The 25,163-nt window shown below is 73.2% G+C and carries 19 protein-coding genes and 3 tRNA genes; 10 read left to right on the top strand and 12 right to left on the bottom strand.

What is annotated here, in order from left to right:
• Positions 1-305 precede the first annotated feature (305 nt).
• A tRNA-Lys gene (locus tag IF00_RS0134000) sits at positions 306-379 on the bottom strand.
• A 184-nt stretch (positions 380-563) separates the two neighbouring features.
• On the opposite strand from IF00_RS0134000, the gene IF00_RS0133995 reads away from it, so the two are divergent.
• The 6 genes from IF00_RS0133995 to IF00_RS0133970 all read left to right on the top strand — a co-directional run bounded on the left by IF00_RS0133995 (position 564) and on the right by IF00_RS0133970 (position 9,036).
• Entirely contained in the window at positions 564-1,946 is a 1,383-nt protein-coding gene (locus tag IF00_RS0133995) for a peptidoglycan-binding protein (protein WP_030324832.1), read from the top strand.
• A gap of 547 nt (positions 1,947-2,493) precedes the next feature.
• Positions 2,494-4,470, top strand: a complete 1,977-nt coding sequence (locus IF00_RS47720; RefSeq protein ID WP_051820760.1) for an SPFH domain-containing protein — start codon at positions 2,494-2,496, stop codon at positions 4,468-4,470.
• 128 nt (positions 4,471-4,598) lie between these two features.
• Entirely contained in the window at positions 4,599-5,192 is a 594-nt protein-coding gene (locus IF00_RS0133985; RefSeq protein ID WP_030324829.1) for a lytic polysaccharide monooxygenase auxiliary activity family 9 protein, read from the top strand.
• 92 nt (positions 5,193-5,284) lie between these two features.
• Positions 5,285-6,958, top strand: a complete 1,674-nt coding sequence (locus tag IF00_RS0133980; protein WP_030324827.1) for an AMP-binding protein — start codon at positions 5,285-5,287, stop codon at positions 6,956-6,958.
• Between the two features lie 180 nt (positions 6,959-7,138).
• Positions 7,139-8,443, top strand: a complete 1,305-nt coding sequence (locus IF00_RS0133975; RefSeq protein ID WP_030324825.1) for a sensor histidine kinase — start codon at positions 7,139-7,141, stop codon at positions 8,441-8,443.
• Positions 8,374-9,036 carry a response regulator gene (locus IF00_RS0133970; protein ID WP_030324823.1) on the top strand — a complete coding sequence of 221 codons (663 nt, stop codon included), beginning with the start codon at positions 8,374-8,376 and terminating at the stop codon, positions 9,034-9,036. The genes IF00_RS0133975 and IF00_RS0133970 overlap by 70 nt, the downstream gene beginning before the upstream one ends.
• A gap of 118 nt (positions 9,037-9,154) precedes the next feature.
• Here the strand turns inward: IF00_RS0133970 and IF00_RS0133965 are convergent.
• A tRNA-Lys gene (locus tag IF00_RS0133965) sits at positions 9,155-9,228 on the bottom strand.
• 128 nt (positions 9,229-9,356) lie between these two features.
• Positions 9,357-10,115: an IclR family transcriptional regulator gene (locus IF00_RS0133960; protein WP_030324821.1), complete on the bottom strand. Its 759-nt coding sequence runs from the start codon at positions 10,113-10,115 to the stop codon at positions 9,357-9,359.
• A gap of 434 nt (positions 10,116-10,549) precedes the next feature.
• On the opposite strand from IF00_RS0133960, the gene IF00_RS0133955 reads away from it, so the two are divergent.
• A complete protein-coding gene (locus tag IF00_RS0133955; protein WP_030324819.1) occupies positions 10,550-11,623 on the top strand; it encodes an LLM class flavin-dependent oxidoreductase in 1,074 nt (357 codons plus the stop codon).
• A 297-nt stretch (positions 11,624-11,920) separates the two neighbouring features.
• Positions 11,921-13,615 (top strand): glycosyl hydrolase family 18 protein, encoded by a 1,695-nt coding sequence (locus IF00_RS0133950; RefSeq protein ID WP_030324817.1) that lies wholly within the window; start codon positions 11,921-11,923, stop codon positions 13,613-13,615.
• Positions 13,616-13,761: 146 nt separating this feature from the next.
• Here IF00_RS0133950 and IF00_RS0133945 read toward each other — a convergent pair whose 3' ends face one another.
• On the bottom strand, positions 13,762-15,717 hold the full coding sequence (locus IF00_RS0133945) for a putative bifunctional diguanylate cyclase/phosphodiesterase (RefSeq protein WP_030324815.1): 1,956 nt from the start codon (positions 15,715-15,717) through the stop codon (positions 13,762-13,764).
• 326 nt (positions 15,718-16,043) lie between these two features.
• Between IF00_RS0133945 and IF00_RS0133940 the strand changes: the two genes are divergently transcribed.
• Positions 16,044-17,324, top strand: a complete 1,281-nt coding sequence (locus IF00_RS0133940) for a M6 family metalloprotease domain-containing protein (RefSeq protein ID WP_388305134.1) — start codon at positions 16,044-16,046, stop codon at positions 17,322-17,324.
• 83 nt (positions 17,325-17,407) lie between these two features.
• On the opposite strand, the gene IF00_RS0133935 is transcribed toward IF00_RS0133940, so the two are convergent.
• The 4 genes from IF00_RS0133935 to IF00_RS0133920 form a co-directional block, all read right to left on the bottom strand.
• A tRNA-Lys gene (locus IF00_RS0133935) sits at positions 17,408-17,481 on the bottom strand.
• Complete coding sequence (locus IF00_RS43255; protein WP_030324812.1) at positions 17,472-18,098, bottom strand: bifunctional DNA primase/polymerase; 627 nt, start codon at positions 18,096-18,098, stop codon at positions 17,472-17,474. Before IF00_RS43255 ends, IF00_RS0133935 begins: the two co-directional genes overlap by 10 nt.
• 185 nt (positions 18,099-18,283) lie before the next feature.
• Positions 18,284-18,640, bottom strand: a complete 357-nt coding sequence (locus tag IF00_RS0133925; protein WP_030324811.1) for a hypothetical protein — start codon at positions 18,638-18,640, stop codon at positions 18,284-18,286.
• Between the two features lie 144 nt (positions 18,641-18,784).
• Positions 18,785-19,399: a TetR/AcrR family transcriptional regulator gene (locus tag IF00_RS0133920; RefSeq protein WP_030324809.1), complete on the bottom strand. Its 615-nt coding sequence runs from the start codon at positions 19,397-19,399 to the stop codon at positions 18,785-18,787.
• 71 nt (positions 19,400-19,470) lie between these two features.
• Between IF00_RS0133920 and IF00_RS0133915 the strand changes: the two genes are divergently transcribed.
• Positions 19,471-20,115 carry a peroxiredoxin-like family protein gene (locus IF00_RS0133915; RefSeq protein WP_342451062.1) on the top strand — a complete coding sequence of 215 codons (645 nt, stop codon included), beginning with the start codon at positions 19,471-19,473 and terminating at the stop codon, positions 20,113-20,115.
• 55 nt (positions 20,116-20,170) lie between these two features.
• Here the strand turns inward: IF00_RS0133915 and IF00_RS0133910 are convergent, their stop codons facing one another.
• The 4 genes from IF00_RS0133910 to IF00_RS0133895 are packed head-to-tail and all read right to left on the bottom strand — an operon-like array spanning position 20,171 to position 25,088.
• Positions 20,171-21,541, bottom strand: coding sequence for an AAA domain-containing protein (locus IF00_RS0133910; RefSeq protein WP_030324805.1), 1,371 nt, complete (start codon positions 21,539-21,541; stop codon positions 20,171-20,173).
• Positions 21,538-23,127: a hypothetical protein gene (locus IF00_RS0133905; protein ID WP_030324803.1), complete on the bottom strand. Its 1,590-nt coding sequence runs from the start codon at positions 23,125-23,127 to the stop codon at positions 21,538-21,540. The genes IF00_RS0133910 and IF00_RS0133905 overlap by 4 nt, the downstream gene beginning before the upstream one ends.
• A 37-nt stretch (positions 23,128-23,164) precedes the next feature.
• A complete protein-coding gene (locus IF00_RS0133900) occupies positions 23,165-24,316 on the bottom strand; it encodes a hypothetical protein (protein ID WP_030324801.1) in 1,152 nt (383 codons plus the stop codon).
• On the bottom strand, positions 24,249-25,088 hold the full coding sequence (locus tag IF00_RS0133895) for a phosphatase PAP2 family protein (RefSeq protein WP_030324798.1): 840 nt from the start codon (positions 25,086-25,088) through the stop codon (positions 24,249-24,251). The genes IF00_RS0133900 and IF00_RS0133895 overlap by 68 nt, the downstream gene beginning before the upstream one ends.
• Between the last annotated feature and the right edge of the window lie 75 nt (positions 25,089-25,163).

Raw genomic sequence — 25,163 nt, 5'->3', positions numbered from 1 at the left:
CGGCGCCACCGCGGGAGGTCGAGGTTCCGGACACTGTAGAGGCCTTGCCTCGCCCGGCCCAGAGGGCTGTCGTATCGCGGTGCTCACGACCGGTGCCCACGTCGCGCCACCCCTTCGAGCGGTACGAGCTCGCCTCCGCCGCCGGACCCCGGGCCCGAGCAGGGCGCCGCCCGCATCCGCGCGCCGCAGCCGAGGGGCTCTTCGTGTCCGGCAAGTGGCTCGTCATGCCCGGTAGTTCGTGGAGCAGAGGCGGTCGGGAACGACCAAGACCCCCTCACCATCGGTGAGGGGGTCTTGACTCTGCGTGCGCCGCCAGGGACTCGAACCCCGGACCCGCTGATTAAGAGTCAGCTGCTCTAACCAACTGAGCTAGCGGCGCCTGCTGACAGAGAGAACTCTACCCGACGTCCGGGTGTGCTCCTGACCAATAACGGTCACCTCCGGCCTGTCGGATGGTCCTATCAGGCCTTCGATCCGTCAAAATGCGATTTGTCCAGACAGTTGAGACACTGGCGCCCGAAACCAAGGGTCAAAAGATCTTGACGAGTGTGGAGGGGAATCGCATGAGCGTGCCGGTCTTCGAGGAGTTCGAACCCGCGGCCGACTGCGGCTGCCCGGGGTGCGCCCGGCAGCGGCGTGACCTCGCGCTTGGTCTGCCGGTCCGGGCGGGCGGTCATCCGGCGGCGCACGGCGCGCGCCGTGCCCTGGTCCTGGTGACGACCGCGGGCGTGGTCCTCGGTGGTGGCGGGGCCTCCGTGGCGACGGCCCTCCCGCCGCCCTCGGTTCCGTTCACCCCGGCGGGCCTCGCGGAGCCGGCGGACGAATCCGCGCGGGCCGCCAATCCCGAGGCCGACACCCCGCAGGGCGGCCGGGGGCCGCTGCACGGAGCGCCTGGTCCCGGCGGTCAGCCCTCCCCGGACTCGACTCCGACGACCGGTCAGGTCTCGATCGGCACCCTGCGGAAGTCGACCCGGGCGGAGATCATCAACCGCGCCAAGCTGTGGGTGACCGCCCAGGTTCCGTACTCCATGGAGAAGTACTGGTCGGACGGCTATCGCCAGGACTGCTCCGGCTACATCTCGATGGCCTGGAACCTCCGCGGCAACGAGTGGACCGGCAGTCTCGACCGCTTCGCGGACCGTGTCGACCGCACCGAGCTCCAGCCCGGCGACATCCTGCTCTTCCACAACCCGGCCAACCCGACGCGCGGCTCCCACGTCACGATCTTCGGCGGCTGGACCGACTACACCCACACGTCCTACGTCGCGTACGAGCAGACCAAGCCGCGTACGCGGAAACAGGCGACGCCGATGGCGTACTGGGAGAACTCCAGCCGGTACGTGGCCTACCGCTACAAGGGAGTGGTGAGCGGTGAGGGCGGCACCGGCACCACCGGCAGCGGGGCGACGCCCACGGCGACGCCGTACCCCGGCGTGGCGATGTTCGGCCCCGGCGCGAACAACGCGTACATCACCCAGCTCGGGCGGCTCCTCGTCGACCGCGGCGGCAAGAAGTACTACAGCAAGGGACCCGGCCCGAAGTGGGGAGACGCGGACCGGCGCGCGACCCGGGCGTTCCAGCTGGCGCAGGGCTGGAAGGGCAAGGAGGCGGACGGCCTGCCCGGCCCGGACACGTGGAAGCTCCTGGTGTCGGGCAAGGGCAGGAGCATCGGCGGTTCGAGTGGTTCGAGCGGGTCGAGTTCGAATGCGACGGGATTTCCCGGGCGTGGCTCCTTCCGTCCGGGCCAATCCAACGCATATGTGGAGAAGCTGGGCAAACAACTGGTGAAGCGGGGCTTCGGCAAGCACTACCTGTCGGGACCCGGTCCGCGCTGGACGGAGGCGGACCGCCGCAACGTCGAGGCGTTCCAGCGGGCCCAGGGCTGGCGCGGCGCGGCCGCCGACGGCTACCCGGGCCCGGAGACCTGGCGGCGCTTGTTCCGATGACCCCGAGAGCATGAGGTGGACCCGAATGACGGCATCGACCCCGAACCCCGCGGATTCCGGCGCGGCGGCCTCACGTGACGCGGCCCGCACGGCCCGCCGCCTGACGGACGGCACCCTTCCGCGCACGTCCCCTCCCCAGGGCGCACCCCCGGGCACTCCGCCGACCCGACGGGTGACGCCGGTGGAGCGGGAGGAGCCGACGGAGCCGACGGAGCCGAAGGAGGGCGCGGCGGAGCCGATGAAGGCGGGGGAGGGCGCGGCGGTGGCCGGCGCATCGGCGGAGGGCGGCGCGCGGACGCCGGAGGGTGTGGCGGCGGGGGCGGTGGCGGCGGCCGGTGCCGCACCGGCATCCTCCCCGGCATCGGCATCGACATCGGCATCGGCATCGGCATCGACATCGGCACCGGCACCGGCACCGGCCGGGGGTGACGCGCCGGCCTCCGCCCCGGACGTTGCGCGTGGGGTCGTGGACGGCGGGCCGGGCGGCACGCCGGACCGACGGGAGGCGCCGACGGAGTCGAAGACGCCTACGGAGCCGGGGGAGAGCGTGCCGACGCCGTCGGCCTCGGCCGCCGCCGGGGCGGCCCCGGCCGTGCGGGAGCAGGGGACCTCGCGGGGCAGGGTCCCGGTGTGGCCCGAGCCGGGCGCGAGAGGCGGCGCGGCGGCGGAGGCGGCGACGAGGCCGGACGCCCCGACGGGCCCGGCAGGCACGTCACCGGTCCGTCCCTCCGGTTCCGCGCTCCCGTCCGGTTCCGCGCTCCCGGGCGCGTCCGCTTCCGGTACGACGACGGGTGCGCCGACCGCCCCGGGAGCCACCCCCGGAACCGCCCCGGTGGTCTCCCGGGTCCAACCCGTCGTACCCGCCTACCCCGGCACCGCCTCCTCCGGCGCGGGCAGGCATGCCCGCCCCGCCTCTTCCTCCACCTCGAAGGCGGCCGTCACCGTGCGGTCCGGCGGTCCTTCGCCGGTCCCCGTCGCTGTCCCCGGCGCCGATCCCAGGCCCGACCTTCCCGCCGAGCGCGGCACCGCTCCCGACTTCGGGCGGATCGCCGGTGCCGGAGTCGGTGCCGTCGCCGTGCCCGTCGCCGCCGTCGTGCGGGTCGCGCGGCGGAAGAACGTGATCGGGGCCGAGACCACCGGATCGATCCCGGTGCACCTCCTCTTCCGCGACCAGCCGGAGAACGCCGTGCCCTTCGCGACCGGGGAGGACGACGGCGGTCCCGACACGGTCGCCATGGCCGCGCCCACCCCGTCCCGGACGGGCCCGGGTCCCGCCATCCCGGGCCCGTCGAAGGTCCAGGCCCAGGCCCAGGCCCAGGCCCAGGCGGACGCCGCCGGGACCGAGGCCGCGAGTCGGGACAAGTCCAAGCGGAAGCCGAAGTCCCCGCCGCACGTGAAGTTCGACGCACAGCTAAACGCGCGGCTCGACGCGCCGTCCAGGGCCCAGTCCAAGGCTCAGCCCAAGACCCAGGCCTCCAAGACCCAGGCCTCCAAGACTCAGGCCGTCAAGGCCTCTGCCACCGCCAAGACCCCTGCCTCCGCCTCCACTCCTGCCCAGGCCCAGGCCCAGGCCCAGGCCCAGGCCCAGGCCTCCGCCTCCCGCCCCGCCCCCACCGCCGACCCCGCTCTCGTCGAGCGCCCCGGGCCGGTGCTGCCCGGATGGGTCGGGGTCGTCGGCGGGGCCCTGGCGCTCTCCGCGTGCGCGGCGGTCGTGTGGTGGGCCGGGGCGGTGCCCGGGGAGGCGGCCCGGATGCTGCGGCTGCCGGAACGGCCGTACAACGGGATCCATCTCGGCCAGTGGGCGCTCCTCGCGCTCGGCGTCGTCCTCGCCCTGTTCGCGCTCGGCGGGCTCGGCCGGGGCCGGGTCGGCTACGCCTGGGTGCTGACCCTGTTCGGCGACTACCGCGGCACGGTCCGCCGTACCGGTCTGGTCTGGGTCAGCCCGCTCCTGCTGCGGCGCCGCGTCGACGTCCGGCTGCGGCACTGGCGCAGTGAGCCGCTGTCGGCGGTGGACGCCAAGGGCACCGCGCTCGATGTCACCGTGCTCGTGGTGTGGCGGGTGCGGGACACCGTACGGGCGGAGCTCGGCGTCGACGGGCACGAGGACTACCTGCGGGAGCAGGTGGAGGCGGCCATGGCCCGGGTGCTGTCGCAGCTTCCCGCGGACGCCTTCCACGAGGACGCCCCGACGCTCCGGGACGCGGAGGCCGTCGGTGAGGCGCTGACGCGGATGCTGTCGGCGGAGTGCGCTCCGGTGGGTGTGGACGTGTTCTCGGCGCAGCCGACGCGGATCGAGTACGCGCCGGACGTGGCGGCGGCGATGCGCCGGCGCCGGATCGCGGCGATCGACGCGAAGCACCGGGACAGCGTGCTCACCTCGGTGGTGGACGCGGTGGACGACGTGGTCCACCGGCTGACCAGTCGTGGTCTGGTGGAGCTCGACGACTACGAGCGCAAGGCGCTGGTCAAGGACCTGACGGTGGCGTTCTACACGGGTCGGACGGGTCCTGTAGAGGGGGCGTGAAGGGATGGACATGTTCAACTTCCGTCCATACCTTGGTACTTGGTCCAGACCAAAATCGGTACGACGTACCACCGCACGCGTGCGCGCACGGCCCAACGGAACTCCCCCACGTTCTCCTGGAGCGAAGCATGCGCAAAAAGTCAGTCGGGGCGGCGGTGGTGGCGCTCGGCGTCGCCGGCGTCACCCTCTTCGCCACCGGTAGTGCCGGCAGTCACGGCTACACCGACTCGCCGATCAGCCGCCAGAAGCTCTGCGCCAACGGCACCGTGACCAACTGCGGCTCCATACAGTGGGAGCCCCAGTCGGTCGAGGGCCTCAAGGGCTTCCCCGCCGCCGGCCCCGCCGACGGCAAGATCTGTTCCGCCGGGCTCACGCAGTTCGCCCAGCTGGACGACCCGCGGGGCGGCGCGTGGCCCGCGACGCAGCTCTCGGCGGGTCAGAGCTACAGCTTCCGCTGGCAGTTCACGGCCCGGCACCGCACCACCGACTTCAAGTACTACATCACCAAGAACGGCTGGGACGGGACCCAGAAGCTGACCCGGGCCATGCTGGACCCCCAGCCGTTCCTGACCGTCCCCTACAACAACCAGCAGCCGCCGGCGACCCTCTCGCACTCCGGGACGATCCCGGCGGGCAAGACCGGCCGCCATCTGATCCTGGCGGTGTGGACGATCGCGGACACGGCGAACGCGTTCTACGCGTGCTCGGACGTCAAGTTCTGAAACCCGGGCCACTCGGTGACCGTTCCTGACGGTCACCGAGCGGCCGTTCCCGGGCGTTCATTTCTGATGGAACGTCAGTTACAGTCCGGCCCATGAGGGGTGCGGACACCGTCGCGGAACTCGTACGGCGCCAGTGGGGCGACCACCGGATCGGGCTGAGGGACGAGCACCACACCCTCACCCACCACCAGGTCGCCGCCGGCGCCGCCGCGCGGGCCGCACTGCTCGTGGACCTGATGCCACCCCGGCCGGGGGGCGAGCCGCACCTCGGCATCCTGCTCGACAACACGCCGGAGTACCCGCTCTGGCTCGGCGCGGCGGCCCTCGCGGGGGCCGCCGTCGCCGGGATCAACCCCACCCGGCGCGGCGCCGAACTCGCCCGGGACATCCGGCACACCGCGTGCCGGGTCCTGGTCACCCAGCGCGCCCATCTGCCGCTCCTCGACGGTCTCCCGCTGCCCGGTGTGCGGATCCTGGTCACGGACACCGACGCGTACCGGGAACTCCTCGGTCCGTACGGGTCCGCCCGGCCGGGCGACGCGCGCCTCGGCCCCGTGCGCCCCGACAGTCGCTTCCTGCTCTCCTTCACGTCCGGTTCGACGGGCGCGCCGAAGGCGGCACTCTGCAGCCAGGGCCGACTGGCGGCGGCCGGTGCCTCGCTCGCGGCCCACTTCTCCGTCGGGCGGGACGACGTCCACTACATCTGCATGCCGATGTTCCACGGGAACGCGGTGATCGCGGACTGGGCGCCGGCGCTGGCCGCCGGGGCGGGGGTGGCGCTGAGAGCCCGCTTCTCGGCCTCCCGCTTCCTCTCGGACGTACGGGGCTTCGACGCCACCTACTTCACCTATGTCGGCCGGGCGGTGCAGTACCTCCTGGCGACCCCGCCCACCGCCGAGGACCACGTGCACCGGCTCCGCCTCGGGTTCGGCACGGAGGCGGGGGCGGTGGACGCGGCGCGCTTCAGGGAGCGCTTCGGCGTGCCGCTCGTGGAGGGGTACGGCTCCTCGGAGGGAGGCGCGTCGATCCAGCGGACGCCGGACACACCGACGGGCGCGGTGGGCCGGGCGGCACCGACCGACGACCTGGTGGTGGTGGACGCGGAGACGGGCCGGGAGTGCGAGGCGGCCCGTTTCTCCCCCACGGGCCGCCTCCTCAACGCCGCCGAGGCGGTCGGAGAACTCGTCAACCGGGGCCGCAGCGCCTTCGAGGGCTACTGGCGCAACCCGGAGGCGGAGGCTGCGCGGCTGCGCGACGGCTGGTACTGGACGGGCGACCTCTTCTACCGGGACGCGGACGGCTACCTCTACTTCGCGGGCCGTACGGACGACCGGCTGCGGGTCGACAGCGAGAACCTGGCGGCGGCGATGATCGAACACATCCTGGCCCGCTGGGAGCCGGCCGCGGGGGTCGCGGTCTACGCGATACCGGACCCGGTGGCGGGGGACCAGGTGATGGCGGCGCTGGCGCTGCGGGAAGGGGCGGTCTTCGATCCGGCGGAGTTCGCGGCGTTCCTCGCGGCGCAGCAGGACCTGGGGACGAAGATGCCGCCGCGCTTCGTCCGGGTGACGCCCGAGCTTCCCCTCACGGCGACGAACAAGATCCACCGGGTGGCCCTCCGTCGCGCGTCCTTCCTCTGCGAGGACCCGGTCTGGTGGCGCCCGACGCAGGGAGCCCCGTACGAGCCCCTGACTCCCGCGGCCGCCGCCACCCTCCGGGCGGAGTACGCGCGCCACGGCCGGATACCGGAGTTCACGGATCGCTGAGCGTCGACCAGGCGGGAGGAGGCCGGACCCGGCCGGATCAGGACCGGGCGGGAACGCCGAGGCGGGTCGCCGTCATGAGTACGGAGGCCTGGCGTCGCCGGTGGTGGGTCCACCCCCACCTCCGCCCCACCCTCCAGCACCATCGCGCCGCCCGGGCCGACGGGCCTAACGTGGGGCCGCATGAACCCCCGTACGCCCTGGCAGGCGCTCACCCGGCCCCGGTTCCCCCTCGGGCCATGGCCCTGGCGGGCCGCCGCGTACCTGGCGACCGGCGCGCTCCTCGGGGGCGCCGTCTGCGCCGTGTTCGTGCTGCTCGGGCTGTTCTCCCTCCTGCTCGTCGGGCTGCCCCCGCTCCTCCTCTCCGGCCTCGCCCTCGGCGGCATCGAGCGCCGCCGCCTCCGCCTCGTCGACCTCGACCCCGCCCCCGACCCGCACCGCGTCCCCGCCGCACCCGGCCTCGCCGCCTGGCTCCGGCTCCGGGCGGGGGAGCAGGCGACCTGGCGGGAGCTCGCGTACGCCCTGCTCCTCGCCACCGTCCTGTGGCCGCTCGACCTCCTCGCGGTCGCCGTCGGCATCGGCCTGCCCGTCCTGCTCCTCGGCGCCCCTGTCCAGCTGGCCGTGGACGGCCAGGAGGCCAAGGTCGTCAAGGCGTACCTGGTCACCTCCTATCCGGAGGCTTTCGCCGCGGCCCTCCTCGGCGCCGTGCTCCTCGTCGCCCTCGCCTATCCGCTCGCCGCCGTCGCCGGCGCCCGCGCCGCCCTCGTCCGCGCCCTGCTCACCCCCCGGGAGTCCGGGCAGCAGGGCGCGATCGGCGCGGTCATCGCCTCCCGCGCCCGGCTCGTCGACGCCTTCGAGGCCGAGCGGCGCCGGATCGAGCGCGATCTGCACGACGGCGCCCAGCAGCGCCTGGTCGCCCTCACGATGACCCTCGGGCTCGCCCGCCTCGACGCCCCGCCGGGCGGACCGCTCGCCGACCAGCTCGCGAAGGCGCACGCGGAGGCCGGGCAGGTCCTGACCGAGCTGCGCGAACTCATCCACGGCATCCACCCGCAGGTCCTCGCCGACTACGGACTCGGCCCGGCCCTCGCCGACGCCGCCGACCGGTCCGCCGTGCCCGTCGCCACGGACGTCGAACTGCCCCGGCTGCCGGAGGCCGTCGAGAGCGCCGGCTACTTCGCCGGGTGCGAGGCCCTCGCCAACATCGGCAAGCACAGCGGGGCGAGCCGGGCCTCGATCACCGCCCGGCACACCGGCGGTGTCCTACGGATCGACGTCGAGGACGACGGGCGCGGCGCCGCCGACCCGGCCGGGGGCACCGGCCTCACCGGCCTGGCCGACCGGATCGCCGTCCTCGATGGCACACTGACGATCATGAGCCCGCCGGGCGGGCCGACCCTCCTCCGAGTGGAGATCCCATGCCCCGCACTGAGCGAACGCTCCGCGTCGTCCTCGCCGAGGACAGCGTCCTCCTCCGGGAGGGGCTGATCGGGCTCCTGGCCCGCTTCGGCCACGAGGTCGTCGCCGCCGTCGAGGACGCCGACGCGCTGCGCGAGGCGGTCACCGCCCACGATCCGGACGTCGTCGTGACCGACGTCCGGATGCCGCCCGGTTTCCAGGACGAGGGGCTGCGCGCCGCCGTCGCGCTCCGCGCCGAGCGCCCCGCCCTGCCGGTCCTCGTCCTCAGCCAGTACGTGCAGCGCAGCTACGCCGCCGATCTGCTCGACGCGGGCGACGGCACCGGCGTCGGCTATCTGCTCAAGGACAGGGTCGGTCAGGTGGAGGAGTTCCTCGACGCGCTCGCCCGGGTCGCGGACGGCGGGACGGTCGTCGACCCCGAGGTCGTACGGCAGCTGCTGCGCCGGCACCGCGATCCGCTGGAGGCGCTGACCCCGCGCGAGCGCGAGGTCCTGGGCCTGGTCGCGGAGGGCCATTCGAACGGTGCGATCGCCCGCCGCCTGGTCGTGACCGAGGCCGCCGTCGGCAAGCACATCGGCAACATCCTGGCGAAGCTGGATCTGCCCCCGGCCGAGGACACCCACCGCCGGGTCCTCGCCGTCCTGACCTACCTCCGGGCCTAGGGGTGTGGTGCCGCTCGGGCCGGGCCCTCGGCTGGTCCGGCCCGAGCGGCACCACACCGCCTGGTCCACAGCGAACACGAAGAAGCCCCCCGCTTCCGCGAGGGGCTTCTTCCGTCTGTGCGCCGCCAGGGACTCGAACCCCGGACCCGCTGATTAAGAGTCAGCTGCTCTAACCAACTGAGCTAGCGGCGCCTGCTGACAGAGAAAATACTACCCGGTCCCGCGGGGTGCTCATGACCAGCCCGCGCGGCCGCGCCGTCGGGACCCCCGAATGCCCCGGATGCCGCGTGTCTCCTCGGCTTCCCGGGGCCCGGGGTCTCTCAGATCGCCAGCGCCATGACCACCGGCGCCGCCCGCCGGTTCAGCGTGTCCGCCGCCGCGCGCAGCCGGTGGGCGTGCTCGATCGGCAGGGAGAGGGCCAGGCAGCCCACGGCGGAGCCGGCCGTCAGGGGAACGGCCGCGCAGACCGTGCCCACCGCGTACTCCTGGAGGTCGAGCACCGGGACGGTCGGCGGCTGGCTGTCCAGCTTGGAGAAGAGGATCCGCTCGTTGGTGATCGTCCGGGAGGTCAGCCGGGCGATCTTGTGCCGGGACAGGTGGTCCCGGCGTCCGTTCTGGTCGAGCTGGGTGAGCAGGCACTTGCCGACCGCGCTGGCGTGCGCGGCCGAGCGGAAGTCGACCCACTCGTTGACCTTGGGCGTACGCGGACCGTCGGCGAACTGGGTGATCTTCACCTCGCCGTCGATGTACCGGCTGATGTAGACCGCCGCGCCGACGGAGTCGCGCAGCTCGGTCAGGGTCTCCTGGAGCTTCGCCTCCAGGGCTTCCCGGCGGGTCATGCCGGAGCCGAGGAGGACGAGGGAGTCCCCGATCACGTACGCGCCGTCGGCGACCTGCTCGACGTACCCCTCACGGCGGAGCATGAGGAGCAGTGAGGAGAGGTGGGCCACGGGCAGGCCGGCTTCGCGCGCGATCTGGACGTCTGTCACTCCGCCACCGTGCCGTGAGATCGTCTCGAGGACGCGCAAGGCGTATTGCACCGAGTGGAACGGCGCGGTGGGCTCGGGCTTCAGCGCCACGGTTTCCCCCTACCAGGTTGTGACCGCAAGCTTTCGTACCACGATAGCCGCCAAGCGCCGTTTACGGGGCGGCTGTTGGCGAGAATGATGCGGAGCATCCGGGCCCTGGCCTTGGACGCACCACTCTGGCATATGCCCAGGTCATGAGTGGCCCGGAGAGTCTCAGGTCAGGGCCGTGCGTGAGGGGATTCGCCCATGCGTTCGGCCCTGGGAGAACGTGAGATTTTTTATGGGGAAACGGACGCGGTAGCGGTCGTTCCGGCCGCCTTCCGGCCCCATGGAGTGGCCGAGAAGCATCGGAAAGCCCGCGCGGAACCGCCGGAATAAACGGAGACACCCTCCTGTTGTCATCGAGTCCACGCCGATCCACGGGTCGTTCAGCCGATCCATGAGTCGTTCATGAGTCCGTACGTGTGCCGAGGAGGGTCCCGAAGGTGACCGACGCTATTCGAGGAGAGGCGCGGGGCTCCGCGCCCGTGCCGCTGTCCGTGCTGGACCTGGTGACCGTCGGCAGCGGCAGGACCGCGACCCAGGCGCTCGCCACCAGCGTCGAGCTGAGCAGGCTCGCCGAGCGGCGCGGCTTCCACCGGCACTGGGTGGCCGAACACCACTCCATGCCCGGCGTCGCCTCCTCGTCCCCGGCGGTGATCCTCGCCCACCTCGCCGCCCACACCCGGCGCATCCGCCTCGGCTCGGGCGGCGTCATGCTGCCCAACCACGCCCCGCTGGTCATCGCCGAGCAGTTCGGCACCCTGGAGGCCTTCGCCCCGGGACGGATCGACCTCGGCCTCGGGCGGGCGCCCGGCACCGACGGGGCGACCGCGGCGGCACTGCGCCGCACCGCCACGCTGAACGAGGGCGCCGACGACTTCCCGGAGCAGCTCGCCGAGCTGACCCGGTTCCTGGACGACGACTTCCCGGACGGCCACCGGTACGCCCGGATCCACGCCGTGCCGGGCCCGGTGCAGGGCCCGAAGGGCCGGCCGCCGATCTGGCTGCTCGGCTCGTCCGGTTTCAGCGCGCGCCTCGCCGGCCTGCTGGGGCTGCCCTTCGCGTTCGCCCATCACTTCTCGGCCAGGAACACGATCCCGGCGCTCGACCTCTACCGGGAGTCCTTCCGGCCCTCCGGGGTGCTCGACGCGCCGTACGCGATGATCGGCGTCTCGGCGCTCGCCGCCGACGAGGCGGCGCAGGCCCGCCGTCAGGTCCTCTCCGGCGCCCTCGCGATGCTGCGGCTGCGCACCGGCCGGCCCGGTCTCGTGCCGACGCCGGAGGAGGCGGAGGCGTACGGGTACAGCCCCGCCGAGCGGGAGTTCGTGAACGACTGGCTGGCGAACATCGTGTACGGCACCCCCGACGAGGTCCGCACCGGCCTGGACGACCTCAGGAAGCGGACGGGCGCGGACGAGCTGATGATCACGGCCAACGCGCACGGCGGGGAGGCGCGGCTGCGGAGCTACGAGCTCATCGCGGACGCGTACGAACTCCCCGAGCTCCCGGAGGAGTAGGTCGCGACACCTGTTCCGGGCCGGGGGCGGCCGGGTAAAAACCCTGGTCCCGAAGGCCGGTTGGTTCCTGCACGGATCCGTCCCCGCCCCACCCCTAAGTGAACCTTAAACCGCTCGTCACCGATGGTGGCGGGCGGTTCCGTTTTATGCTGCGCGCCTCTGACGAGGCCTTTCTCCCTCGAATTGGTCTAGTCCTCAATCTGGTTCAGACCATTGACGCACTGTTCACGTGCCGGTTATCACTGCTCCAGCTCCTGTACGGCACCACCCCCGCACTCCCCCCGATGGAGGCCGCACGTGCACCCCCGTAAGCCCTTGATCGCCGCGCTCCTCAGCACGGCCCTCGCCGCCGGCGCCCTCGCGGCGACCGTCGGCCTCGGCTCCGCCCAGGCGGCCGACACGACGACCACTGCCGCTGCGGGCGGTGTGCGCATCGCGTACTACGACCAGTGGAGCGTCTACGGCAACGCGTTCTACCCCAAGCACCTCGACACCCGGGGCATCGCGGGCCAGCTGGACGTCATCAACTACTCGTTCGGCAACATCCACCCCACCAACCTCACCTGTTTCATGGCCAACAAGGCCGCGGGTGACGACAACAACCCCAACGCGGGTGACGGTGCGGGCGACTCGTACGCCGACTACCAGAAGTCCTTCGGTGCGGCGGACAGCGTCGACGGCGTCGCCGACACGTGGAACCAGCCGATCGTGGGCGTCTTCAACCAGTTCAAGGAACTGAAGGCGAAGTACCCGCACCTGAAGATCAATATCTCGCTCGGCGGCTGGACGTACTCCAAGTACTTCAGCGACGCGGCGAAGACGGACGCGAGCCGCAAGAAGCTCGTCTCCTCCTGCATCGACCAGTACATCAAGGGCAACCTGCCGGTCGAGGGCGGCTTCGGCGGCGCGGGCACGGCGGCCGGCATCTTCGACGGCATCGACATCGACTGGGAGTACCCCGGCTCCTCCGGCGGTCACCTGGGCAACCACTACGCCCCCGAGGACAAGCAGAACTTCACCCTGCTCCTCGCCGAGTTCCGCAAGCAGCTCGACGAGTACGGCGCCGCCAACGGCGGCAAGAAGTACCTGCTGACCTCGGCCCTCCCGGCCGGCCAGGACAAGATCAAGTACATCGAGACCGACAAGATCGGCCAGTACTTGGACTACGCCAACATCATGACGTACGACATGCACGGCGCCTGGGACGGCGACGGGCCGACGTACCACCAGTCCCCGCTGTACTCCGGCTCCAACGACCCGACCGACGTGATCGCGCCGGGCACCGAGAAGTACTCGATCGACAACGCCATCGACTCCTGGATCGACGGCAAGCCCGCCTACGGCATCGCCGGCGGCTTCCCCGCCGACAAGCTGACCCTGGGCTACGAGTTCTACTACCGCGGCTGGAAGGGCGTCCCGGCCGGCTCCGCCAACGGCCTCGCGGGCACCGCGACCGGCGGCTCCAACGCCCGCCCGCTGAGCCAGCAGGCCGGCATCGCGCACTACAAGGAGCTCGGCGGCATCGTCGACAACGCGTCGACGACCTTCTGGGACGACCAGGCGAAGTCCTCGTACTTCTACAAGGACGGCGAGTTCTTCACCGGCCTCAACCAGCGCTCCATCCAGGCCCGGGTGGACTACGCCAAGCAGCGCGGCCTGGCCGGCGCGATGATGTACTCGCTCCTCGGCCTGGACGAGAACGCCACCCTGCTGAAGCAGATCAACACGGCGCTCGGCTCCACCACCACCCCGCCGACGACCCCGCCGACCACCCCGCCGACGACGCCCCCGACCACCCCGCCCACCACGCCTCCGACCACCCCGCCCACGGGCTGCGGCACGGTCCCGGCGTACGTGGCCGGCACGGTCTACAACGGCGGCACCGTCGTCTCCCACAACGGCCGCAAGTGGCTCGCCCAGTGGTGGACCCAGAACGAGACCCCCGGCACCACCGGCGAGTGGGGTGTCTGGAAGGACCAGGGCGCCTGCTGAGGCCGCTCCGGGGAACCTCGGGTGACCCGCTGAACCCCGCATGAACCACTGCCCCCGCCCGGAATGTCCCTCCGGCCGGGGGCAGTTCCATGCCCCCGGCCGGAGACGGCACCGACTCCGGGGCCCGTACGCGCGACGTACGGGCCTCAGACGGGCAGCGGCTCCGTGCCGATCAGCTCCGCGATACGCTCCGGCGTCACCGCCCGCGAGTACAGCCAGCCCTGCCCCGTGTCGCAGCCGATCCTGCGCAGCCGGCTCGCCTGCCCCGAGGTCTCGACGCACTCTGCCGTGACCGTCAGCCCCAGCCGGTGCGCCAGCTGCACCAGCGCCTCGACGATCAGCTCGTCGGCCGGGTTGGCGTGCTCCTCGTCCTGGAAGCCGCGGACGAAGGAGCCGTCCAGCTTGAGCACGGAGACCGGCAGCCGGCTCAGATAGGCCAGGTTCGAGTAGCCGGTGCCGAAGTCGTCGATCGCGATCCGCACCCCCATGTCGCTGAGCGCCTGGAGCGCCTGGAGCGGCCGGCCGGCGGATCCCATCACGGCCGACTCGGTGAGCTCCAGCTGGAGCAGGTGCGGGGCGAGCCCCGTCTCCGCGAGGATGCCGGCCACGTCGGCGACCAGGTCGGAGTCCCAGACCTGACGCACCGCCACGTTGACGCTGACGAAGATCGGACGCTCGCGCGGATGGTCCTTCTGCCACTGGCGGGCCTGCCGGCAGGCCGTGCGCAGCACCCAGCGGCCGAGCTCCACGATGGAGCCGTCCTCCTCGGCGATCCCGACGAACCGATTCGGCGGAAGGACGCCGAACTGCGGGTGGTTCCAGCGCACCAGCGCCTCCACCCCGCGCACCGCGCCGTCCGCCAGATCCACCAGCGGCTGGTACTCCAGGGCGAACTCCCCGCGCTCCACGGCCGGGCGCAGGGTGGAGGAGAGCGCCTGCCGGGTCATCCGGTGCGCGTTGCGCTCCGGGTCGAAGCGGGTCCAGCGGGCCTTGCCGTCCGCCTTCGCCCAGTACAGCGTGGTGTCGGCGTCCTGCATCAGGGCCGTCGCCGTCGTGCCGGACCCGGAGCGCTCGACCACACCGATCGAGGCGGAGACCGAGAGCCGCTGGCCGCCCAGGTCGAAGGGCCTCTGGAGCGCGCACAGCACCGAGCGGGCCAGATCGGCGAGTTGCTCCGTGCCGGTGGACTCCTCGACCAGGATCGCGAACTCGTCACCGCCGAGCCGCGCCACGAGATGGCCGCCGCTGCGGGTGTATCCGTCGCTGTCCGCGCACTCCGTGAGGCGTGCGGCGACGGCGGCGAGGAGCCGGTCGCCGACGCGGTGGCCGAGGGTGTCGTTGACGGCCTTGAATCCGTCGAGATCGAGGTAGCAGAGACCGATCCGCCCTGTTCTGCCATACCCGTACGACTCGTACGACGAACTGACCGTCCCGCCCGGGCACGCCGCGCCCCTCGTGGCGGCGGGGGCCGAGGCGCTCGCGGTGCCCGCGATGGCCGCGGCGCTCGCGACGTCCGCCGCGTCCTGCGCCGAGGCCTCCAGAGCCGCCGAGAGGCGCTCGAAGAACAGGGCGCGGTTGGGCAGCCGGGTGACCGGGTCGTGCATCTGGAGGTGCCGCAGCCGCGCCTGGAGCTCGCGCCGGTCGCTGATGTCCGCGATCGACAGCAGAACGCGCCGGCTGTCGGGCACGGGGGCGACGGTGACCTCGGCCCACAGTGAGCGCCCGTCGGCGTGCTTGAGGCGGCGGGTGCAGCGGAAGCGGGAGCGCCTGCCGCGCAGCACCTCGCGGTACGCGTGCCAGGTGCGCCCGTCGGACGCGAGGTCGACGAGGTCGGCGGCGGCCTGCTCCCGGAGCGCCTCGGGCTCGGCACCGAGGAGGGTGCCGAAGGAGTCGTTGGCCGCGACGACGACGCCGTCCTGGTCGATGACGGCCATGGCGAGCTGGGCGACGCGGAACGCGGCGCGGTAGTCCCGGAGTTCGGAGGGGGAGCAGCCGACACGTGGCTCGGCGCCGTACGGGGGGTGACGCTCCGTGAGTGCGGATTCCGCCGCGCGCGTCTCCGGCGGCTCTGGGTGCACCGGTCCTTCGGGGGTTCCGCTCACCGCTCGCTCCCGTAGTGCAGTCGGGCCGGTCACATGTGGTCGGGACGGTCGGCCAAGGAAGAGTGTGCCGATCATAGAGCCCGTACGGGGGAGCCTTCCAGCTTCGAGGCGCCGGCGGGGAGTGGCCGCCGCTGTGAGACCGGCCACCGCCCCACCCCGCCCGATCGTTTCTGCGCGGGTCTGACACGGGTCGATGCCGACGTGACCGAATGTGACTTTCCGTGAGCTGAAGCGCGCTCGTGTCGCGTCGACCGCGTGGCGCACCCTCACCCGACCGGGGCAGCGGAAACGTGCGAAACGCCGCAAATCGTCACAAGGTGGGTGGAGTGTCCCGCATTCCCGATCCGGAGGTCCACGTGAGGGGTCAGCAGCCACCCGGGGGAGTGGACCGCTCGCGGCTCCGCGCCGGCGCGGCGGCCCTCACCTCGTTCGCCGCCCTGGCCGCCACCGGGCTCGTCGCCGGCCCCGCCGTCGGCGCCCCCGCGGGGAGTCCCTGCGCCCTGCCCCGTACCGCGGCCCATCACTCGCTCGGGCTCGACACCTGGAACAGGTCGTATCCGCGCCCCGACCACACCCTCGACGCGGTCATGATCTTCCTGTCGTTCCCGGACTCCGAGCCGCTCACCGATCCGGCCGAACTGGCCGCCGACCACTTCCCCGCCACCAGCGAGTACTTCACCCGCGCCTCCTACGGGCGCTTCCTCCTGCGCCCGCACCCCCAGCGCGTCTGGACCCCGATGCCGAAGGAGTCGAGCGCGTACGACATACGGCGTGACTGGGACGCCGGGCAGCGCGCCGCCTACCTCCGGGACGCGATCGGCGCCGCCGACGCGAGCGTCGACTTCTCCCGGTACGACATCGTCTACCTGGTCGCCGACCCGGACGCGCCCGGCGTGGACTCCGACGCGACCAAGGTCGTGAACCTCGAGAAGCCGATGGAGGTCGACGGCACCGAGATCAAGCGGGTCGTCACCGTCTTCGAGCGGCATCCGCCCGACCGGAACGTCCTGGCCCACGAGACCGGGCACGTCTTCGACCTGCCCGACCTCTACCACCGTCCTGCGGACGGCAAGGGCGACTGGGACACCCATGTGGGTGACTGGGACGTCATGGGCAGCCAGTTCGGGCTCTCCCCGGACCTCTTCGGCTGGCACAAGTGGAAGCTCGGCTGGCTCTCCAGCGCCCAGATCGCCTGCGTCCAGGGGACGGGTCCCCGGATGGTGAGCCTGGAACCGACCGACACCCAGCCGGCGCCCGGCGCAAGCCTCGGCACCCGGCTCGCCGTGGTCCGCACGGGCCCCGACAGCGTCCTCGCGGTCGAGGCCCGGGGCAGCGCCGGGAACAACGCCGAGACCTGCACCGAGGGTGTCCTCGTCTACCGGGTCCGGGGCAGCGCGGCCTCCGGCGACGGCCCCGTCGAGGTCGTCGACGCGCACCCGCGTACCGAGGCCTGCTGGGAGCGCTCGGTCTACCCGCCGCTGGCGGACGCCCCGCTGGAGGAGGGCGAGACGTTCACCGTGCCCGGGACGGGGGTACGGGTGGAGGTCACGGAACGCACCGGGACGGGTGCCTGGACGGTCAGGATCACGCCGCCCGCCGTCGACTGAGCGGCCGGGACCGGGAACAGCACCGGGAACGCGCCGGGAACACGAAGAAGCCCCTCGCTTGCGCGAGGGGCTTCTTCTGTCGGTGCGCCGCCAGGGACTCGAACCCCGGACCCGCTGATTAAGAGTCAGCTGCTCTAACCAACTGAGCTAGCGGCGCCTGCTGACGTCGTAGACATTAGCACCCGGATCGGCGGGAGGAAAAATCGATACCCGCACGTCGGCGGCGGAAGCCGCCCGGACGGCCCGCACGCAGGCCCAGAGCACGACCTCCGGCCCGGGCAGCCAGGGGTTCCGGGTGTCGGGCGCCACCACCCAGCGGGGTCCTGCGGGACCGGACGGCACCAGTGGCGGCACGGTCACCGCGTCCCCGATGCCATGACAGAGCGGCCGGGGGACGGCATCACCCCACTCCTCCCAGTCGAGCAGGGCCGGCAGCCGCTGGGCCGTGCCCGGCGCGGCGAACAGCATCATCCGGCCCCGGTGCACCGCGACGGGCCCCGAGCCGGGCCCCTCCTCCCACAGCCGGTCCAGCATGCGGCGCCCGAAGACCGGGTCCACGTTGACGACGTCGAAGACGGCCCCGCAGGGCAGCGCCGCGGGGGAGTCCGGCCGGGACTCCCAGCGGGTCAGCGCGGCTTCCCGGCTTCCGGTGGCGGAGGCGAGCCAGGAGGCACCGTCGGCGGTCACCCGGGCGGTCTGGTGACGCCCCTCGTCGCCCTCCCGGAGGAACCGGAAGATGTCGTGCTGGGTCTCGTCGCGCGTCCACGTCGTCATGTGTCCAGGTCTACCGGCTGTCACAGATCGGTCGCCGAGAGTTCACGGAATTCCGGACAGAGCGGGAGGGTGAGGAGTATCGTGCCCTCCCGGCATATGCCAGGTGTGCTTTTTCGGCCACCCGTGACGGAGCCCTCCGGGCGGCCCGCGTGGGCCCGCCGGAGGGCTCGACACCGCCGAGCGGCTCAGTCCTCCGCCGGCCTGCCGTTCGTCCTGATCAGGTCGCGGCCGAACTCGATCATCTTCCGTGCGTAGTCCTCGGTCCACTGCGCCCGCTCGGCGACGTCCGCCGGCGTCAGGCGGTCGAACCGGCGCGGATCCGCCAGCTGCGCCGCCGCGATCGCCTGGAACTCGGTCGCCCGGTCCGTCGCCGCGCGGAACGCCAGCGTCAGCTCCGTCGCGCGGGACAGCAGCTCCCGCGGATCCTCTATCGACTCCAGGTCGAAGAAGTGCTCCGGGTCGGCGGTCGCCTCGGCAGGCTCGAAGACCAGCGGTGCCGGCCTGAGCCGCCGCTGTCCGCTCCGCTCCGCGGGTTCCGCCATCGTCGCTCTCCTCTTCACGCTCACGTTCACGCTGCACGCACCGGCGCGTCGCGCACCGGCTCCTCGCACACGGGCGGCCCGGAACCCCGGGCCGTCTCCCATTGTCCCGCGCCCCGCAAGAGGGCGTCGGGGGCCGGGCCGTGGTCAGCCGTCGAGGCCGCGCAGCAGCAGCCGCAGGCCGCCGAAGAACTCCTGGTCGGGGCCGACCTCGCCGGCCGTCCGCGCGGTCTGCGTCAGATACGGGAACCGGTCCTCGGGCAGCGCGGCGATGGCCGAGGTGCCGGTTCCGGCCAGCGGCCCGAGGTGTTCGAGCCGGATGGCCCCGGTGACGTACCCGTGGAGCGCGCGCAGGGCGACGACCCGCCGCGTTCCGTCGATGCCGGCCTCGGCCAGGATGCCGAGGACGGTCTCCGACCAGAGCAGTCCGCCGGGTGCGCGGTGCCGGTGGGTGAGGGTCAGCTGGATGGCCTCCGGGTGGCGGACGACGGCGTCGCGCAGTCGCCCGACCATGGTCTCGATCCGGTCCCGCCAGGGCGCGTCCGCGGCGGGCGGGGTGGTGTCGAGGTCGCCCAGGACGCGGTCGACCACGAGCCCCTCCAGCTCCTCGCGGTCGGACACGTAGCGGTAGAGCCCCATGGGGCTCATGCCGAGTTCCCTGGCGACGGTGCGCATCGAGAGGGCGGCGAGTCCGTCGCGGTCGATGACGGCGAGGGCGGCGGCGGCCAGCCGGTCGGGGGTGAGGGAGCGGGGTCGTGGCATGACGGTTGACAGCGTACGCCCTACGCCTACGCTAGTAGGAGTACGCCGTACGCCTACGAGGATGGTGTCCCATGCGCATGCCCCAGACGGCCTCTTCAGCGACCTCGCCCGCGATGCCCCCCGCGCCCCCGCGCCGCACCCGGCCGGCCCCCGGCGACCTCGTGCCCAGCCGCGCCCTCACCCCGGTGATCGGTCCCGCGCTGACCCTCCCCGACCCCGGACGGACCACCCACGTGCAGTTCCGGCGCTTCGCGGGCTGCCCCGTCTGCAATCTCCATCTGCGCTCGGTGGCCCGACGCCACGACGAGATCGAGCGCGCCGGGATCCGCGAGGTCGTGTTCTTCCACTCGCCCGCCGACGAGCTCCGCGAGCACGTGGCCCACCTGCCGTTCGCCGTCGTCGCGGACCCCGACAAGGAGCTGTACGCCGAGTTCGGAGTGGAGTCCCACCGCCGGGCCCTGCTCGACCCGCGCGGCTGGCCCGCGATCGCCAGGGGCGTGCTCCGCGACGCCTGGGAGCTGCTCCGGGGCAGGGGCCGGCTGCCGGCCGGCGAGCAGCCGGCCGGTCGCCTGGGCCTCCCCGCCGACTTCCTGATCACGTCCGACGGCCGGGTCGCCGCCGTGAAGTACGGCGAGCACATCTACGACCAGTGGTCGGTCGACGAACTCCTCACCCTGGCGGCGGAACCGGCCCTGCGGAACTCGGGCACCCCGTAGAACTCACGGCGGCCTCGGCGGCGGCGACCGTGGAACTCGGGGCGCCCCGGAGAGTTCAGGGCGTCCAGGCGACCCGGTGTTCCTCCAGGTGGGAGAGGACCGCGTGGTTCGCCTCCCAGCCGTCCGGGAACGACACGGCGACGCCCAGCTGGACCGGCTCGGTCGACGGGTGCGCGTCGAGCAGGCCCGTGACGCCCGCCCGGCAGACCACGATGCACGCGTGCCGGTGCCGGGACGCGAGCACGCACAGCCGGCCCGTCTCCAGGTGGAAGGCGGTCGCGTCGGGGCGCCCGGACAGCGGATGGAGGACGACGGTCACGTCGTACTCACGCCCCTGGAGCCGGTTCGCGGTGTCCACCGTCACGCCCGTGACGCCCAGTTCGGCGAGGGCCGCCCGGACCGCCGCCGCCTGGTCGCGGTGGGCGGTGCCGACCGCGACCCGGTCGGGCGTCAGGGGCACGGGGGTCTCCGAACGCTCCGAGACCGCGGCGCCGCCCCGGTCGAGAAGCCGGCGCACCACGACGGCGACCGCGCCGACCGCCTCCGGGTCGGTGCGGGGGGTGTGCCGGGCGGGCAGTTCGAGCAGGCCCCAGCCCGATTCCGCCGCCTCGTCGAGGACCCGGTCGGGGCCCGAACCGTCCGACGCGACCGTGAAGGACAGCTTCCGGTCCCCGTGCCCGGTGCCGCTGCGGAACGGCGTGAACGGGTAGAAAGCGTCCGAGACCAGCGGCGCCGCCGAGGCGGGCAGCCGCCAGGACACCGGCAGCCGGTGCTGCGGCAGTTCCGGATTGTGCGCGAGCAGGGTGGAGACCGCGCTCGCCGACGGGTCGTACGAGAGTCCCGCCCACTGCTCGGCGCCCACCACCGAGAACGGGTCCAACTGACCGGGGTCGCCCACGAACAGCGCCCGCTCGAAGAGCCCCGCCACGGCGAGCAGCGCGTCCGAACGCATCTGGTACGCCTCGTCGACGATCGCATGCGCCCACGGCTCGACGTTCTTCACGTGCGCCCACTTGGCGGCCGTGGAGAGCACGACCGGAAGCCCGGTCAGCTCACCGGCCTTCGCCGACTTCCTTACGTTCTCCAGGTCGTCGAGCGCCTTGTCGTACGGGTCGCTGTCGTTGGAGTGCAGCCGGCCGACCTCCAGGTCCGGCTCCTTCTCGGCGAGCCGCAGCACCAGATCGTCCACCTGCGCGTTCGTCTGGGCCACCACCATCAGGGGGCGTCCGGCCGCGGCCAGTTCGAGCGCGGCCCGCACCACGAGCGTCGACTTCCCCGCACCCGGCGGGGAGTCCACGACGACACCGCGGGCGGTGCCGTGCAGGGTGGCCGCGAGGATGTCGGCCGTCGCCTGGCCCGCGGCGGCCGAGGGATCGAAGGGCGCCGCGTCGCCGACGGGCGGCGTCGAGAGGTCGAACACGGTCACAGCACATCCTCCGCGGTCACGGCGTCGGGCAGTTCCACGACGTCGGCCCGGGGAGGACCGCCGTGCGTCCAGGGCGTCTCCTCCGCCTCCGGCAGCTGCGGCCCGACCCGCTGGTCGTGCTCGAACAGCGTCCAGGCGATCCGCTCGCCCTTCTCCGGCACCGAACCCTCCGCGGGCTCCTTCGAGCGGCCCATCTTGTCGAGGAGGCGCAGCAGCAGCGCCCCGTCCTCCTCGTACCGCACGAACTCCGCCGACTGCGGCTTCCCTTCGAGCGAGCGGTACACCTTCACCTTCTCGCCCAGATGCGGCCGGTCCTCGGTGCGGACCGTGAGGAGCGGGCGCGGCGCGGGCCGCTTGGACTCCGTCCACGCCATCGTCACCTCGACCACCTCGGCCGTGAACGCCTCGCCCGACAGCCGCCGTCCGGCGAGCACCAGCGGATCGTCGAGGGCCTCCTGCGCCTCCAGCTGACCCTGCGCCTGCTCGCGCGCGGCGAGCTTCCGGGCCGCCGTCACGGCGTCGTCCCGGCGCGGCTGCGGCGGCTCACCGGAGGTGACCCGGTCCCGGTGGGCGGTGAAGGACCAGCGGTCGCGGGTCCAGCGGTCCTCGACCCTGGCCCCCTCCGGCAGTTCCCGCAGCAGGCCGATCGCCCGCCACACCGCGTCCCACGTCGGCTTCATCTGCGAGACGACCAGGCGGCGCAGCTCCCGCTCGGCCCGGTGCAGTTCGCCGAGTCCGCGCTCGGCCGCCTCGCCGTCCTCGGCGGCGCCGACGGCCTGCCGGGCCCGGTCGTACCGCTCGATCGCCGGCGCGAGGAGCCGGTTGTCGAAGGCGGGATCGGTGGCCGGACCGGCCGGCGGGCACAGCAACTGCCCCTCGGAGTCCCGCCCGGCCTCGGCCCGCAGCGCCGCCTCGGCGCCCGGCTCACCGTCGCGGGGATCGATCCACGCGAGCAGCGCGCCCAGGTGCTGGTCCTCCAGGGAGGACTGGCCGGTCGCCCAGTGCCGGTTGAGGAGATCGGTCGCCGACAGCAGCAGCGAGGAGCCGGGCACCCGGGCCCGGTCGCCGAAGTGCGTCAGCCAGCGCCCGAGGAGCGGGACGCGCGGCGGCGCGGGGAACGGCGTCTCCGGGTCCTGCTCGGCGGTCCGCCGGAACCGCGTCGACCGCCCGAGCAGCCGGACGTACTCGATGCCCGCCCGGCTCGGCACGATCAGCTGCGGCGCGTCCGCGCACAGCTCGACCTCGACCTTCACCTTCTTGCCGGTCTCGGGGTCGACCTCGCTCTTCTCCGCCGCCTCGACGGCCTCCGTGAAGGAGTCGATGTACGGCAGGACCTCCTCCGCCAGGTCGGCGAGGAACGCGAACCGCAGGTCCCGGTCCCGGGGCTGGGCCACCACCAGGAGCCGCGGCTCCTCCGGGTCGGTGCCGACGAGCGCGCCCAGCGGGGCGCCCGCCTCACCGGCCGTGGTCAGCGGCACCAGGACGAGCGGCCGCTCGGAGACCCGCCGGTGCCGGACGGTCGCGAGGGGCTGCGCACGGCCGGACTCGACGGCCTCCATGCGGGCGAGGGTGGAGATCAGCGACATGCGAGGCCCTCCCGGGGCGCGGTACGGGAAACGGGCGTCAGCAGGGGCATTCGACCTGCTCCCGAGGCGTACGGGCGGGCGCCGATTCCAGCGCCTCCTGCCGCAGCGCCCGCGCCCTGCGCAGAGCCGCCACCGCCGGGTCCTCCGGGTCGCCCTCCTCGCCCCGCGCCGCCGCGAGGACCGCGCCGACCGTCGTCAGGCCGCCCAGCTCGCCCCGTACCGAACGGCCCAGGGTCTCCACCGCGTCCGCCTGCCGGGCCCGCGACCGGCAGTGGAAGGCCAGCTCGCAGGCGGCCAGGCACTCCGGCGCGTACTGATGGGGCACGCACTCCACGGCGGCCGTCAGCTCCTCGGCCGAGCGCTCCGCCACATCGAAGCTGACGCCCTCCGGCAGGGCGGCCGCGATCTCGTCGATCCGGGTCAGCCGGTCGAGCTGGCGCCGGGTGACCGCACGCTGCTTGCGCACGTCGACGACGGAGGCCGTCGGCAGGTTGGAGAAGTCCTTCGGGCAGACGAGCAGCACCGACCGGGCGACCCGGGCGCCCTCGGTCACCGCCGCCACCCGTTCGAGCGCGAGCACGTACACGGCGGCCTGCCGGGCCGCCGCCCCGACCTTCGAGGCGTCGGCCGCGCCGTCGACCATCGGGAAGGACTTGATCTCCACGACCGTCCACCCGCCGTCGGGACGGACCACCACCGCGTCCGGCTCCAGGTACACCGGCGAACCCGCCACCTCCAGGGCGAGCAGCGGGTGGTCGAGCAGCGTCCACGCCCCCGCCGCGGTGGCCTCCCGCAGGGCGAGGGCCGTGCGCGCCACCCGCCCCTCGGGTCCGGCGGCCGCGAGCTCGGGCACGGACACCGTGCCCGGCTCCTCGACGCCGATCAGGCGCAGCAGCTCGCGGCCGCCGTCCGCCTTGACCTTCGCCTCGAAGGAGTTGCCCCGGACGATCGCGAACTGGGACTGCCCGAACGGCGCCGGCGAGCCGAGCTTCGCGGCCAGCGCGGACTTGTCGACCCCCGCGCCGTCGAGCAGGGCCCGGCGCCGGCAGCCGGGGTTGGCGGCCAGCGCCGCGAGGGCCCGCGCGTCCAGCGGACGCGGCGGAGTGGCCGGTCCGCGCAGCTCAGCGAGCAGCTTTCGACGTGTCGTCTGCTGAGGTCGGGACAGACCGCTGTCCGGGGATGCGCTCACCCGTGGAAGTCTCGCATCCGCCACTGACAACCGGGGGCGCTTCCGCCGTCCCGCGCAGTGTCCGGGCGAGCCGCAGCGCGTGCGGGGCGAGGAGCAGACCGGCACCCATCACGGCCGCGCCGGCGACCGCGTCGAGCAGATAGTGGTTGGCCGTCCCCATCACGACCACCGTCGTGACCAGGGGATACGCCACCCCCAGCGCCTTCGTGACGGGGGTCCGCCCGTACCGCCAGAGCATCACCCCGCACCACAGCGCCCAGCCGACGTGCAGGCTGGGCATGGCCGCGTACTGGTTCGTGAGACCGCCGAGCCCGCGCGGCGCGCTGGCCTCGCCGCCCCACCAGCCGTACGCGCTGAAGTACGCCATCGTGTCGGTGAAGCCGTACGCCGGGTCGAGCAGCCGGGGCGGGCACGTGGGCAGCAGGGTGAAGCCGACCAGACCGAGCAGGGTGGAGAGCATCAGCCAGGTGCGGGCGGCCCGGTAGTGGGCGGGGCGGCGGCGGAAGAGCCAGATCAGGATCGCCGGGGTGACGAGATAGTGCAGCGAGGCGTACGCGAAGTCCGCCGGGATCCCGAGGGCGGGCACGTCCGTGAACAGCCGGTTCAGCGGGTGCTCGGCGTCGATCCCGAGGAGCCGTTCCAGGCGCAGGATCGCCAGGCCGTGCTCGACGGCCGCGGCCTCGTCGCCCCGGACGAGCAGCCGGCCGCCCGAGTAGGCCGCGTACACGACCGCGATCAGCGCCAGTTCGGCCCACCAGCGTGGCTTGCGCATACGAAAAGGTCCCCCAACCGGTGATCGCCCCGGGGGAGGGGACGCCGGATGCCGCCCGGGGGTTGCCCGGACGTC

Source organism: Streptomyces flavochromogenes (genome assembly GCF_000717595.1).
Classification (GTDB): domain Bacteria; phylum Actinomycetota; class Actinomycetes; order Streptomycetales; family Streptomycetaceae; genus Streptomyces; species Streptomyces flavochromogenes.
The sequence above is the reverse complement of the archived record's forward strand: the minus strand, read 5'-3'. Positions and strand labels throughout refer to the sequence as shown.

Excerpts from the sequence above, each read along its gene's own strand:
- IF00_RS43255 (WP_030324812.1), bottom strand. The coding sequence starts at position 18,098 with ATGACGACGTGGACGCGCGACGAGACCCAGCACGACATCTTCCGGTTC.
- IF00_RS0133980 (WP_030324827.1), top strand. The coding sequence starts at position 5,285 with ATGAGGGGTGCGGACACCGTCGCGGAACTCGTACGGCGCCAGTGGGGC.
- IF00_RS0133895 (WP_030324798.1), bottom strand. The coding sequence starts at position 25,088 with ATGCGCAAGCCACGCTGGTGGGCCGAACTGGCGCTGATCGCGGTCGTG.
- IF00_RS0133985 (WP_030324829.1), top strand. The coding sequence starts at position 4,599 with ATGCGCAAAAAGTCAGTCGGGGCGGCGGTGGTGGCGCTCGGCGTCGCC.
- IF00_RS0133915 (WP_342451062.1), top strand. The coding sequence starts at position 19,471 with ATGCGCATGCCCCAGACGGCCTCTTCAGCGACCTCGCCCGCGATGCCC.
- IF00_RS0133920 (WP_030324809.1), bottom strand. The coding sequence starts at position 19,399 with ATGCCACGACCCCGCTCCCTCACCCCCGACCGGCTGGCCGCCGCCGCC.
- IF00_RS0133970 (WP_030324823.1), top strand. The coding sequence starts at position 8,374 with ATGCCCCGCACTGAGCGAACGCTCCGCGTCGTCCTCGCCGAGGACAGC.
- IF00_RS0133925 (WP_030324811.1), bottom strand. The coding sequence starts at position 18,640 with ATGGCGGAACCCGCGGAGCGGAGCGGACAGCGGCGGCTCAGGCCGGCA.
- IF00_RS0133975 (WP_030324825.1), top strand. The coding sequence starts at position 7,139 with ATGAACCCCCGTACGCCCTGGCAGGCGCTCACCCGGCCCCGGTTCCCC.
- IF00_RS0133905 (WP_030324803.1), bottom strand. The coding sequence starts at position 23,127 with ATGTCGCTGATCTCCACCCTCGCCCGCATGGAGGCCGTCGAGTCCGGC.
- IF00_RS0133995 (WP_030324832.1), top strand. The coding sequence starts at position 564 with ATGAGCGTGCCGGTCTTCGAGGAGTTCGAACCCGCGGCCGACTGCGGC.